This window comes from Paenibacillus sp. 7541, from assembly GCF_002276395.1.
Lineage (GTDB): Bacteria > Bacillota > Bacilli > Paenibacillales > Paenibacillaceae > Paenibacillus_AQ > Paenibacillus_AQ campinasensis.
In genome coordinates this window covers 102,688-116,705 of sequence record NZ_NQLZ01000012.1, presented here as the reverse complement: position 1 = coordinate 116,705, position 14,018 = coordinate 102,688, and the positions used below count along the sequence as shown (strand labels likewise).

Genomic DNA, 14,018 nt, shown 5'->3' with positions numbered 1-14,018 from the left:
TCTATCATTGTTAATGATGAATCATTCCTATACACTCTAAAATGGGTTCATTAGTAGCTGAGAAAAGGAGAATGTGCGATTGATGAGTACGATTCGGGATGTTGCCAAGTTAGCGAATGTATCCACTGCGACTGTATCCAGAGTGTTGAACAATGATACCAAATATAAAATCACGGAAGAAACCAAGGAGAGAGTCTGGCAGGCTGTTACGCAGCTTAACTATAAGATCAGCTCCAAGCCAAAGCGGAAAGCTTCCGCCAAGGAACCGGCCGAGGCCAAATCACAGATCAAAATCGGCTGCGTGTTAAGCGTCACCAAAGACAAATATAACGATCCTTATTTCATGTCGATTCTTTCCGGTGTGGAGGAGCGGCTGCTTAGCAGAGGGTACAGCATCGCTTTTATTCGAACGGGGATCGAACTGAATGATCACCAGATTCTCTCCAGCACGTTCAATGAGCCGATCACCGGTCTGATCCTTATGGAATCCTTGAACCGCGAGACCTATGAGTACATACGCAAGCAGGTTCCATATATCGTGGGGATTGATACTGAACGCGGGGATATCGATAATGTCGGCTATGATCATTACAATGTGGCTTCCGTTGCGGTAAACCACCTCATTGAGAAGGGCCATACCCAGATCGGGTATATAGGGGGGAGTGGATTGACCGGCAATCTGAAGGACAGCCGCCGCTACCGGGGGTATTATGCCAGCATGCATGCAGCCGGATTGTCCGTGAATCCCGATTGGGTGATCGATTGCATGTGGGATGAAGCGGTCTGCACCGAGAACATCAATCGGTTGTGCACATCCGGCAATGTCCCGACTGCTTTTTTTGCCGGAAGTGATTTAATGGCCATGGCCGCTCTGAACGCGCTATACAGCAGCGGCATTTCCGTTCCGAATGACGTGGCGGTTATCGGGCTCTCCAATATCGAAGTATCCAAGTATTCCAATCCGCCGCTATCTACGATTGATGTTCCTACCAAAGAAATTGGCATGGTTGCTGTCGATAATCTGTTAGACCGGATCAACGGAAACCAATTGCTGCCGAAGAAGGTAATATTGCCGACACGCCTGGTCGTGCGCAGTTCCACTTAGCAGGCATAACTCCAGGACAACCGACGGCATATCGAAGCCTGGTAACCCGAAGAAGCACCTGATCCGGTGCTCCTTTTAATGAAAGGAGGTGAACATTCGGATTCATTCTGCTGTACATCATCTTTCTATTGAGGAGGTTTGACATGATCGCACAGAGGAAATCTATGAAAATGTCGCTGTTGGTTGTCATGATACTGGCACTTCTGTTCCCGTTCTTCCCTTCGTCTCTATTGACGTCCACCGCAGCGGCGGCCCCGATCATCGTAGACGGAAACCCGGCGGATTGGGAGGAGGTGCCAGCCATTGCGGTCAACTCCGGAAATGCAAGGGGATTAAAGGCAACGCATGATGACACGAATCTGTATTTACTTGTCGAAGGGAGCAACCTGAGCACGGTGATGGGCAGCTTCTGGCTGAACACGGACAGGGATGCTTCGACCGGATATCAAGCATTCGGATGGGGAGCAACCGGCATCGAATGGCTTCTGGAGAACAACTCCCTGTACCGCTATGCCGGCAATGGAAGCAGCTGGGAGTGGACGCTGGAATTATCCCTCCCCTCTTCCGCTATCGCTCGTACTTCATCCGTGATTGAGGCAGCCATTCCACTGTCTACGCTTGGGCTGACCGCTGGCAGCAGCGTGAGCATAGGGTACCTGGACAACAATTCGGATATTCATCGCTTGCCGGCCCAGAGCCAGCCGCTGCCATCCTATACCCTAAATGAAGGGGGGACAGGAGCTCCAATGATTGAATTCTACCCGACCGAGCTCGACGATCCGCTTAACAATCCGTATAAGGGCTGGGCACCATCCGCCAAATTCAGGAACTATCCTCAGGATCACCGTCTCGTTTATGCCGGTGTCACCTGGAAAGAGCTTGAACCCGTGAAGGGCCAATATGATTTTAATGCCATCGAGGCGGCCAATAATTTCGACTATTGGCACAGCCAGGGAGTTAAAGTCGTCCTGCGCTTTATTATGGACAGCCCTTCCGGAGTGCCGCACCAGGATATTCCCGACTGGCTCTATAATGATATGATCCGTCTAGGACAATCACCGGGCACGGCCTATCACGATGAGACCGGAGGAATGGGAGCCGGCAACAATATGGGATTCTCCCCGAACTACAGCTCTGACTATTTGATTGCAAGGCACAAGCTTGCGATTGAGGCGATTGCGGAGCATTATAACCGACCTGACAGCCCGATCGCGTTTGTCCAGATCGGTTCGCTCGGTCATTGGGCGGAATTCCACACATGGCCGTACGTCGGACCGAATGGTGAGCGCAATTATACAGGCGTATTTCCGCCGAACGAAATTTCCAATCAGTACATCCAGCATTACATTGATGCTTTTGCCGACCAGGAGTCACATACGCAGGTGTTGATCAGAAGAAGTGTGGAGCTGGCCAAGAACAACAACAAAGGGTTGATTCTCGGCATGTTCAATGATGTGTTCGGAGATCAGCCGAGCTTCGACTCGGAATGGGGATGGTATACGGGCACCCAGAACGGTTACTGGGATGATATCGGCCAGCGGCAGCCGGATCATGCGAACTTCTGGGACATCCGCATTTCCGCAGGCGAATTTTACGGCGGCGCCTATGGGATGAACGCTGCGCTTACCTCGGGCAGCGGCTTTAGCGAGACCCTTCGCCAGACCGAGCTGAGCAAGCCGAGCTGGCTGGGGCCGAATTCTCCGGCTTCCCTGGCGCTCGGAAATCCGCTGCAGGACAACATTGATCAGCTCAAGAAGCGGATGGGCTACCACTTTGTGCTGAACAAGGCCTCATATCCGCAGCAGAGTAACGGAAGCTCACTGGACGTATCGGTCGTTGTAGAGAATAAGGGCGTACAGCACTTCCCGTTCAACTGGCCTGTCGAAATTCAGCTGCGCAGCGGCAACGCCATTGTGGCCCGCCAGACCGTATCAGCCGATTTAACGACTTGGAGAACCGGACTGCATACGATCACCGGCTCCCTCTCAACCGCTGCGCTGCCAAGCGGCACTTATGATTTGGCCATCGCCATTATTGATCCGACAACGAATCAGCCCGGTGTTGATTTCGCCAATACGAACCGGCTTTCAGATGGCACTTACAAGCTGGGTACATGGACCAAGCCATAATTAACAACAATCAAGAAATATACCGATACTTATGCGTTCAACGAGCGGCATTCGGGCGGGGGAACATCCTCCCCCGCTTCGGCCCGCTGGTATTGCTGGCTCCGAAGCCGTCCCGAAAGCCTCCCGTGAATGGCCAAATTCATTTCGAGATATTCCCCAGCTTGCGCAGCACGTTAAAGAATAGGTAATTCATCGCCTTCGTGCGGTACGTCGTCTGATTGAAGGTACCAGCAAGATAAACGTCCATAGCTGGCACGTACAGCATAAAAGCCCCACTGGCGCCGAGGCCCCCCCACACCGTGTATTTGGACGTGAACGGAAGGAAGCGCAGCTGCATGAGGCCGTAGCCGTACCGAAGCCCCATCTGAAGCGGTCGCCATGTCTGCATCACGCGCAGGCTTTCCTTTCTCACCAATTGACCTTTAACGAGCGCTTTCATGAAAATCAGTAAATCCGCTAAGGTGCACACGGTTTGGCCACCGGAATAAAAGCTGCTGAGACTGCGATATTGATCCACCTCGATCTTGATATGGTCCAGGTACAAATGCGCGGTCGGGGCTGCGCTTTGCACTGCAGGGAGAGAGAATTGGGACAGGTAGGAGTGATTCATCTGAAGCGGCCTGAAAATGCGCTCATGCAGCACCTCCTCATAAGAGGACCCGGTGATGGACTCAATGACCATCCCCAGCAGATTGTAGCCCGTGTCGGTATAGTACACTTTTTTGCCGGGTGGAAAATGAGGCCGAAGATGCTCCTTGGACCATTCCACCGTATCCCGGGGCGTCCAGAACCGCTGCGGATCGTCCAGCACCTCCTGTAACATGGAAGGTCGATGCTTCGGCTTTTCCTCGAAAAAATCCGGCAGTCCCGAAGTGTTGCTCAATAAGTGCTTGATCTGAATATCCTGTGAATAGTCTTTGCCTTTGTAAATATGCATGCCTTGAATCAGTTCCGGTGGCAAATACTTCGCAATCGGATCGTCAAACCGGGCTAGCCCGCTCTCGACCAGCTGGGTCAGGATGACCGAAGTGAAGGTTTTGCCTACGCTTGCGGTGTGGAATGGCTGATCGGGCGTGGCTGCCACCCCGTCCGTGCTCCCTGCTGCCATCGGCCAATGAATGTTCAGCCGATCCGAATGGACCAGCAGATAGACATTATGCAGACTGGGATCCGAGTTCACTTTATTGATGAGCTGCTGCTCCACCTCTTGCTTCAATGCTTCATATGCCACTTTCAAATTCCCCCTTATCATTCCCGGCTCCCGTCCCGCTGTAAGCGGCCTGTCTTACGCCGGATTACGCTTATCAGTCTTCTCAGTTGCTTCCCTTGCTTTTGCGCCATCGTGCAGCCAGCACGACATCCTCAGCGGCATCGTCAAGAAGCGCCTTCAAATGATCCAGATCCATCTCGGCCGGCAGCTGCCCATTTACAGCCATGATCGACAGACCCGCCTGGAACACCCTCATTTTGAACAAAATCAGCCGCAGCTCCTCTTCGTCAAACTCTGCAAGGTCCGGATCCTGCTTCATATGGCTGACCAGCGCATCGCCCATATCCTGATCATAATTTTGCATATAATCGTTGGGCTTCATGGCCAAATCCCTGAACAATATCGGATATTCCTTGGCAAACTGGAGGCTTGCCGCCCCGATATCACCGAACGGGCTGCCCGTATCCTGCTCTAGCACCATCTGCTTCCCCAGCTCATGCACTCTCTGCACCACGGCACGCTTCAGCTCCTCCACATCCTCAAAATTGACATAGATCGGCGCAATCGAGCTTCCCATCTGCTCGGCCACCTTTCGGATCGTTATGCTGTCCATCCCTTCCGTTTTGGCAATATGGAATGCCGTTTCTACAATTTGCTCTGCGGTAAATTTTTTCTTTGGCGGCATGACTGACACTCCTGTCACAATCATTATATATCACATGTTATATATCTTATGATATTTTATTTTTGGTATGTTGTAAACCCTGGAATTAGAATTTAAAGAGCTGACTTTGGCGTGAGCATCATGTTCACGTCCAAACGAAGGTCGCCGGTCATTTTATGCAGAAGCTTGTTTCCTATGGCATAAGGACCGCTGCGTTCATTCCTACAGAGATATGTAACAAGGCGCCGGTGAACATGCCTCACCAGCGCCTTGATTCGTATGACTTATTTAGAAGATTCTGCCCGAATATAATTCAATATCATCTGGGCTGTTTCCGCGCGGCTGGCTGGTTCGGCCGGTGCAAAATGATTGCCCCGTCCTTGAACCAATCCGATTGCCGCCGCCTCCCTCACATTGAGCAGTGCCCAAGGCGCAACGCTTGCTTCATCGGCAAAAACACTCGCAGACGGCTCGATCGGCTGATCCCCATGCTCCAGCCTGTATGCCCGCATCAAGATGGTAACGATCTCCTGGCGACTGATGCTTGCATTTGGCTCGAAACGGTCTTCCTTACGGCCATTGATCAAGCCTGCCTTCACCATTCGGGCCAGTTCCTCCTCGTACCATGCACCTTCCGCGACATCGCTGAAGTTCAGAGTCTCGGCATCCTGCAGTCCCAATGCTCTGGCCATAATAGCCACGAACTCTGCCCGCGTAACCGGGCGATGAGGCTGATATTGATCCTCGGATACACCCTTGATTAAGTGCTTGGCTGCCAATATTTGAACGGCTTCGGCAGCCCAGTGATGATTCGGAACATCGGTGAAATTGGCATGGTACTCCATTAAAACAAACGTTCCGGTTTGCTTCACCTCAGTCTCCAGCATCTCTCCCACACGTGTTCCGCCCACATAAGTCAAGGAACCGTTGCTGCCTACTTGGTAAATTCCCAGCAAATCAACATGGTTAGAAGCACCGACGGGCAGCTTGATCTTCAGAGGCTGTACAAGCTCAGATAAAGCTTGCGTCTGGCCATCATGAGTCACGACGGCAAGATTTACCCCTACAGCATAGCCGTTAACATTCACCATGTTTCGGTTCGTTACAGATTCATTCAGCGACTCCGTCTGAATGCCAATCACAATTTTGCCGCCGGAAGACGCTCCACCCTGTGTCAAATCCCGTAATTGGCTTAGAATTTCCGTTCCTAATTCAATGGTCAACCGATCCGTTGCCACTTCCAGACGGCTTGATCCGAGAAGTTCGCTAGCATGAAGCGGCAGCTCAATCGTTGTTACGTCGGGACCGATAGCGATCGTCTTCACGCCGTCCGTCTCCGGTTTGCCAAGCTCTTCAGGAGAGATGACCGCTACCGTTGAGCCTGTATCCGGCCTCGGAGCCGGTGCTGGTGTATTTCCTGGCGTCCCGTTCCCTGAACCAGATCCCGGAGAAGTTACCGGCGGGGTCACCGGAACATAAACAACCAGAATAACCCTCTTGGCCTGGAGCAGATTAGCATAGGCTTGGGCGAGTTCGTTAGCCACATGGCCAGCGGTCAGCGACTTGGCGGTGCTGTAAGCAGAACTTGACCTTAATGCAGCGATCGACTCGGCCGTATATGGATCATTGGCTCTCAGCACATCAATTTCGGACAACAGATTTTGCAATTGCATCCATTCCGTTGAAACCGACGCTTCTACCGTCAATTGAACCGGATCACTCATTTTCGAAGCGCTATATTCCTGACCGTCTACAAGCTTTAAATTAGTCACTTCCACTGTATAGATTCCTGCATCAGCTTCAGTGACGCTCTCCATGCGATATACGGCATCAGTAGCTCCCGGAATGGAAGCATTGTCCTTGCGCCATTGATAACGGAGCGTATCCGAACCGGTCGCTTGAACGGTAATGCTGACTTCATCACCGGTTTTTGCCGAATTATTGGATATCGTCACATCTTGAATTTGTGGTTCTGGCACGGAGACAATCGGGTTAACCTGCAGCGTCAGTTGCTGGCTTACCGCTGTAACAGGATGGGTGCCTCCTGGTTCCTTTCCGGTTAGCACTACCCGGTACTCGGTCCCGTTATCCTCAGCATTTGCCGTGAATGTGTAGACAGGAATGCCGTGTGCTATCGGTGACCACTCATCTTCGCCCGGTGCCTTGGCTTCCCATGCCAGCGAATCCACATCTCCCTCTGGAACAACGAACAGCGTAACCGTATCTCCGGTTGTCACGGTCTGGATTGTATCCAGATCTGTTTCAAAGCCGGGAGCGATCAGATCAGCATCAGCCGATACAACCGACACGATGGTTTCGGCTTCCGCTGCTAAACCATCCTCGTTCGTGACGACAACTTTGTACTTGGAGCCCTCCATATCCATCGTGATTGCAGGAAGCGCATAAGTCGCTTCGGTCACCGATATCGGAGTATATCCGCTTCCGTGATCTTCATGCCATTCATAGGATAGCGTTCCTTGGCCGACCGCAACCGCAAACAGCGAACCGCTGCCTCCCTCTCGGAATGCTCCTGATTTGCTCATTCGAACCTCAGGTGCCGCGAGCTTCCATTTCGCTGTTAACGTAACATCTTCCTTGACCGTGTCTGAAGCAAAATCCCACTTTACTCCATTGGCAGTATACCAACCGTCAAACACATAACCGGCTCTGCTGACCGCCGCTGGTTCGGCAATTGGGGCATGAAAAGCAGCTTCCATATGCGGAACAGCAGGCACCCCGCCGTTGGTATCAAACGTTACGATATAACGCGCTTTGCCTTTCAGATATACCGGTTCCGATCTGTTGCCTGCATAGTCCTCCATGACCACATATACGTTCTGGGCAGTCGAAGTGAATTTCAAGCTGGCCTTGGTCGTTCTCCCGCGAATGATGCGGTCTTTATTGCCCACATTATAAGTTGTCGGGAATTCTCTAAGCTTCCCATCCTCGTAGACATACATATACCGCCAATCCCTTGTGTTCGGCATCGGCAAATTCAGCGTATTGCCATCCCAGGACCAGTCCTCGGCATATGGCTCAGCCACCTTGTCAATGAAATTGCCGCTGACCGATACAGGCGTTATATTCGCGGCGGATAACGTCACGATATAGTCGTCACCGTTTATCGGCATGCCTTGGAACATAACAGAGGTCTCCCCTGCTGGTACCGTTATGCGCTCAGATACTGGGGCAGGTGTCGTAATCCAGTTCCGGGACTTCACGCTGACCGTCATATTTGCTGCTGTATTCTGCGGGTTCGTCCAGCTTACCAGGAAGTCGCCGTTCTCGCGGGAATCGACGATGATATCCGATGGAGATTCGGTTAAATCGAAGCGAACTGTCGCAGCCTCACCTTCCCGTCCGTCCGCGCCGACGGCGGCAACCTTAACGACGCCTGAACGTGCTGGCAAGTTTTTGATATAAAAGATGTCATCATACTTCCCGCCCACATATACATCATTCACATAGATGTTGTACTGCTTGACCTTCGAATAGTCTGGATCCATGTTCCATGTGATGACCATTTCCCCGGTATCCGTATAGGCTTCAGCGATCGTCAGTCCCGTCGGCGCTGCCTGCTGGGCGATTGAACCGTCGTAAATCCGCAGCTGACCGATGTTCATCTGATAATCGGCTACGCTTCCCGCACCCGGATCAAACACAAGCCCGAGGGTGGCAATCGATTTTCCGGCATAGGGACTTAAATCAAGTTCAGTGGTAACCCATCCATTGGTTTTCCTACCGCTGTCCGGAACAGGAATGTGAATCACTGTGCTCGGATCGTCCTTCATGATCAAACCGATGCTCATCGTGGAACCATCATCACCCGCGGTTTTGTTATATGTAACCGACAGCTTGGAATCCGCTCCCACGCTTAAATCCGTCTTATACAGTCTCAAGAGATTTTCAGCATCTAATTGGCCGCTTACGACCAGAGAGCTTCCGCCTTCATAAGCCCCGATTTGCTCATAGTCGAACCGGGATGTATCCGCAATGTTATATTCCGGCCCATAATCAAAGTCGACCTGCAGCTTGTCTCCAGCCGTCTCCTGCCACCACTGCCAAGTGACTGGAATGTCCTGGAGGCTCATGTTGGACCATTCCTCCGTATTCGAGACCGCACCGTTAACATAATAGGACAGACCATGTCCTGTATTAAAATTTGTGTAAAAATGCGTATCGCCAATGACAGAGCGTTCAGCAATCACAGATGCCATCCCCGGCCAATAGCGGTTATCCGCATGCACGTCGGAGGCCGTATTGCTGGTTGATACCGCCGTGTGGGTCGGATCGATATTCGGTCCGGACCACCAAAATTGCTCACGAACCTTCGTCATCCATTGGTAATCATTCTCCGCCCGGCGATTTACGGGCCATGGCTGCCCCATATCCTCGTCGAGCCCCGCATGTACAAAATCAGCTCCCAGCGTCGAGATACTCAGTCTTGGCAGACCATTGCTATCCAGCTTGTTTCTCAAAGCCGAGCCTTGAACGCTCTTGAACCGGTCCCTTCCGGCTTCAAGTCCGGCGTAGCCCACATCATAAATGTTGAAGCGCTCTCCGTACGTTTGATTAAGCGTGCTGAGATAATTCTCGGCTGCATTGATTTGGTTATTTCCCATTCCGTAATCAAAGAAAAAGGACTGCGAAACCTGCTCCCCCGTATCTTTGTCATACAAAAATGAAATGTTGTTATCATTAAATGTTCGCGCAAACATGTTTTGACCCGTGGAGGTATTCAGCGAATCATACCACTGTACATATAGCCCTCCCTTTTGCAGCGCTTTCATAAATCCAATGTAATCGGGGATATCCTCAATCGCTACGTTCGGATTTTGCTCCTCCTGGTTAACAAAATACCCGTCATAGCCAAAATAATGTGCCATCTCAATTAACTTCTCTGCTACCGGGTAATTACCGGCCTCATCCTTAACGATCATTTGTTTATAGGTCTGCTGACCGCGATCATTATTGGAGAAGAAGATGCCTGCGAGAGAAAGAACGCCGTTCTTGTGCGCCGCATCGGTATAGGTGGGGTTCGGAATGTTCAGCATGCCGAATTCAAACCATTTTTGCTGCCAATCCCGCTGTGCCAGGTCGTCATAGTACTCCGGAGGCGTATACGCGGTTGCAGTTCCATGCCAGTAAGAGTAAAAATCGATATATTGCCAGAAATTAAAATGATATTGCGCAAATTTATTCGTATATGGCGCGTTCTCTATGAATGCGTTACCATAATCGCCCGCAACATTCATCATCTTTACATCAGGACTCAGGTTTGGATTGGCCTGCGTAGCCGCAAAAGGATCGATCCGCTTCTGCAGCGGTACTCGTGATCTGAGCAGCTCCGCATCGGGATCGGTTTCCGGGCTCCAGTTCATAACATGGCTGCTGGTGTACCCGTGCACGCTAGGCTGGTTGATTCCATGGGCGCTCGCCCCCTGAAAAGGCCACGTATCGCCCGCTTCCGCAATCAGCGGAAAAGTCGATAGCAACATCGCGGTTGCCAGTACGACTGACGTGATTTTTTGAAATCCTTTTTTCTTCCCTCGATCATTCATTAACTGTTCCCTCCTGCAATCATGATCATCTGCCGTCTCTCATCAACGACAGGCTTCTTTCCACTCCCTTCCATATTGGTTTATAACCCAATTTATATGATGAAAGCCTTTTCAAGTAGAGGTCAAATTAAAGATATACTAGACAAATTAAAGAGCTTTCCCGTTGAAGTTCACAAATTTATACCTTGTGAATGCCACATATATTCATAGGAATATATAATTATGATTTTCTTATAAATTATGGTTAATATTGATGGAGACAGTTCAGCTATGTTGTTTATATGCCCACAAAAAATCTGCCTCAAGAATCGGCTACCCAATTCCGAGGCAGATAATTTCACTTGCTTATATACGGTCATTCTTTCGTCTACAGACGAAGAAATCCATCGAGCAGCTCTTGTTCGTTCACAGCAACCGGATCTATCGCTGCTTCTTCCATCGCACATACCGCCATCACATAATTAGGCGGCAGGCGGGTGGCCGTCAAATGGTATGGCTCTGCGGCAGGAGACTCCAGAGTGAAACGGTCATCACCGTTCTCATGCCGAAATGAGAAGGAGTCCAGCGGGATGGACAAGCCTTGCCCCACCGCTTTAATATAGCTTTCTTTCAACGTCCACAACTGATAAAACTGCTCCAGCCGCTGGGCCTCATCCGCCTCCATCAGCCGGTTGTACTCGGCGGTCGTAAAGAAATTTTTGGCGATATCCAGTTCGATCGGTTTGATCTGCTCAATATCAATGCCAACCGGCTGTTGATCAACCGCACACACCACCCACTCGCCCGAATGAGAGAGATTATAATGAAAATGGGGGCTGGATACGAGATAAGGCTTGTTATAAGAGTTCTCACCAAAAACAATATCTTCATTCCGCACCCCCAGCTGATCCATTGCCAGCCTCCTAACCAGCAGCTCTGCCGTAATGGAACGCCTTGCATCCATATAATTTCTGAATTTCTCAACCCGGAGTTGCCTTTCTGCTGACAAATGACGAACCACCTGATCGGTGAGAGACCGGCCAATGCGCGGGTCCAGCTGAACCATGTACACCTCTGGCATTATAAATCCTCCTGAAACATTCCTTCCAAAAAGCGGTCCAAATGCGCCCTCAACGCTTCTTCCTCCCCTTTCGGACAGAACGAGCTGAATTGCAGCCGGTTACCAGACACATACACATTCGTGGTCTTGCCCTCATATGCAGCCCCTTTCCCCTCCTGATTCCCGGACACGTTCATTGGCGGTAAATCAGCACTCTGATCTTGACCATACAGGGCCCTCCGTGTACTTATCTCTCATGGTAGGAGCCAAATAATTCGCAGGTCCGGCTGATGATGTAATCCTTCTCGGCCCTATCCCCGGCCCGGTCTTGCCGCGCCATAATTCAGAGCCCCCGCCCCTGCAAAAAAGTCTAGGTAAGCGCGCCCGGATTCGCCGAAAATGACATCGTTCTTTGCTCCGGTAAACACATCGTTAAACCAGCGGCAATACGAACGGACATTGGATTCATGCATTTCAAACGTTATCAACGTCTACCACCCTCTCGTGATTCGATTACGGTTGCTTCCTGGCAAAGCAATTGATTGATCACTTGTACGATGTCGGCTGTTCGCTCATTCACAAAAAAAATGCGTTCCGCGGAATGAATAGTAGCCGCACGGCCTCCGGGAATACCGATTCCACTCGAGCTTGTGTTCGCGGCGAATGTCGGTCTCGCTGTTAAACAGGCTGACATCGCAGCTGAAGACAGGCAATTCTCCTTTCCAGCTGTACAGCTCTACAGCACGAAGGTCGTTTCGAAGAAGCCGGAACAAGGTCGCAGCAAAATCATCCTCGTTCACCAGCAGTGACGGGATGCCGCCCATTTCCAGCATTTTCGTTCTGAAGCTGGCTTCGTCCAGCAAGTGATGGTTCTTGTTCTCATACAAATGCGGCGGCTTCATGCCGGACAGAATTAGATGCTCCGGCAACGGCAGCCCCCTCGCTTCAAGCGCCCGGTACACCTCCAGCACCACGTAGGCGCCCATGCTGTGACCGAACAAAGCATAGGGCTCCTGATCCGCTTCGATGTGGCGAAGGCAATGTACCGCCATCTCCTCGATGGTCGAGCACAGCCTGTCTCTTGACGCATCGCTTCGCCCGGGGAGCTCGATAGGATGAAGCTTGATTCCCTGGGCAAGCAGCGGCTTCCATTTCAGGTAAGTAAACGAGTAGCCGCCAGCATACGGCACGGTGTACAGCCTCATGCGCTTACCTCTGCAAGCTGTGACAGGGATGAGGCCAAGCGATTGCGGTCTGCGGCCGTTTCGTAGTTATAGATTTCGATCGTCTTGCTATGCTGTCTCAGAAGCCGGGATAGAATTTGCCCGCTTCCAAGCTCGATAAACGTATGAATGTGTTGTCTCTGAATATAGTCGATGGTGTGATGCCATTTAACGGAGTGTTGTAATTGCAGCAGCAGGTTGTCGATGATGGAAAATGCAGTGTAAGGCCTGGTCGACACATTGGCGACGACAGGAAATTGTGGTGTTCTAAGCTGGCATGATTGAAGATAGTTGCCAAATTCCTCGATCATCGTGCTCATCAGCGGGGTATGGTAAGGGGCGTTCCCTATTAATCGGCGAAGGGATCCGCCCATTTTCAGTACTTGTTGCTCAAGAATCTCAAGGTCTGCTTCTCTTCCTCCCACACACACTTGAGACTCGGCATTGAGACAGCTTGTCCAGACTTTGCCGCCACGGCGGCGCATATGCCTGCAAAGCTCCTCAACTTCGGAGATGTTCAGTTTCGTAATCACGGTCATGACGCCCTGCTCTTCCTCCATCACGCGCTGGGCCAGCCTGGACCGAAATACGACAGCAGGCAGCACCTCTTCCAGCGTAAAGACGCCGGCACAGGCCAGCGCGGTATATTCGCCAAGGCTATGCCCGGCCATGACCGCAGGCGTGATTCCAAACTGGCTTTGAAGATGTCTGAAGGTTGCAATGCCAGCGGTAACAATGACCGGAGCGCTGATCGAAATATCCTGCAGGCTCCCGTGATGACCTTCCAAGCAAATTCTCGCGATATCAAGCCCGACGGCATCCGAAGCTTCTTCGAAAGTGTGCCTGACCCGTTCGCTTTCCCTATACAGATCTGTCAGCATACCAATTCTCTGAGATGACTGTCCCGGAAAAACAAAAGCTGTTTTCTTCAAGCTCGCTCACCTCTCCACAGAATCACTAGTGCTATTCAACTACAAAACTATGAAACCTAAGACTTTTCAACCATGTTGTTTATACTATTCCATAATATACCATTCGTCAACATACGTATCATTCTCACATTTTATGATTTTATAATCAATCGTTT

Annotated in this window: 9 protein-coding genes and 1 pseudogene; 2 read left to right on the top strand and 8 right to left on the bottom strand. The window is 51.0% G+C overall.

What is annotated here, in order from left to right; genetic code table 11:
* The first annotated feature begins 82 nt into the window (after positions 1-82).
* Both CHH75_RS08075 and CHH75_RS08070 read left to right on the top strand, forming a co-directional pair.
* Positions 83-1,105, top strand: coding sequence for a LacI family DNA-binding transcriptional regulator (locus CHH75_RS08075; RefSeq protein ID WP_095263862.1), 1,023 nt, complete (start codon positions 83-85; stop codon positions 1,103-1,105).
* A gap of 143 nt (positions 1,106-1,248) precedes the next feature.
* Positions 1,249-3,234 (top strand): DUF4832 domain-containing protein, encoded by a 1,986-nt coding sequence (locus CHH75_RS08070; protein ID WP_095397915.1) that lies wholly within the window; start codon positions 1,249-1,251, stop codon positions 3,232-3,234.
* Positions 3,235-3,373: 139 nt separating this feature from the next.
* Here CHH75_RS08070 and CHH75_RS08065 read toward each other — a convergent pair whose 3' ends face one another.
* From CHH75_RS08065 to CHH75_RS08035, 8 genes and pseudogenes are all read right to left on the bottom strand, one after another.
* A complete protein-coding gene (locus tag CHH75_RS08065; RefSeq protein WP_095263860.1) occupies positions 3,374-4,465 on the bottom strand; it encodes a serine hydrolase domain-containing protein in 1,092 nt (363 codons plus the stop codon).
* A gap of 82 nt (positions 4,466-4,547) precedes the next feature.
* On the bottom strand, positions 4,548-5,129 hold the full coding sequence (locus CHH75_RS08060; protein ID WP_095263859.1) for a TetR/AcrR family transcriptional regulator: 582 nt from the start codon (positions 5,127-5,129) through the stop codon (positions 4,548-4,550).
* 263 nt (positions 5,130-5,392) lie between these two features.
* Positions 5,393-10,669: an endo-beta-N-acetylglucosaminidase gene (locus CHH75_RS08055; protein WP_095397914.1), complete on the bottom strand. Its 5,277-nt coding sequence runs from the start codon at positions 10,667-10,669 to the stop codon at positions 5,393-5,395.
* Between the two features lie 367 nt (positions 10,670-11,036).
* Complete coding sequence (locus CHH75_RS08050; RefSeq protein ID WP_095397913.1) at positions 11,037-11,729, bottom strand: 4'-phosphopantetheinyl transferase family protein; 693 nt, start codon at positions 11,727-11,729, stop codon at positions 11,037-11,039.
* A complete protein-coding gene (locus CHH75_RS24805) occupies positions 11,729-11,905 on the bottom strand; it encodes a hypothetical protein (protein ID WP_176475496.1) in 177 nt (58 codons plus the stop codon). Before CHH75_RS24805 ends, CHH75_RS08050 begins: the two co-directional genes overlap by 1 nt.
* Positions 11,906-12,043: 138 nt before the next feature.
* Positions 12,044-12,196: pseudogene (locus tag CHH75_RS08045) on the bottom strand (diaminobutyrate--2-oxoglutarate transaminase); the annotation flags it as partial.
* A gap of 84 nt (positions 12,197-12,280) precedes the next feature.
* On the bottom strand, positions 12,281-12,913 hold the full coding sequence (locus tag CHH75_RS08040) for a thioesterase II family protein (protein WP_095397912.1): 633 nt from the start codon (positions 12,911-12,913) through the stop codon (positions 12,281-12,283).
* Positions 12,910-13,863, bottom strand: a complete 954-nt coding sequence (locus CHH75_RS08035) for an ACP S-malonyltransferase (protein ID WP_095397911.1) — start codon at positions 13,861-13,863, stop codon at positions 12,910-12,912. Before CHH75_RS08035 ends, CHH75_RS08040 begins: the two co-directional genes overlap by 4 nt.
* Positions 13,864-14,018 lie beyond the last annotated feature (155 nt).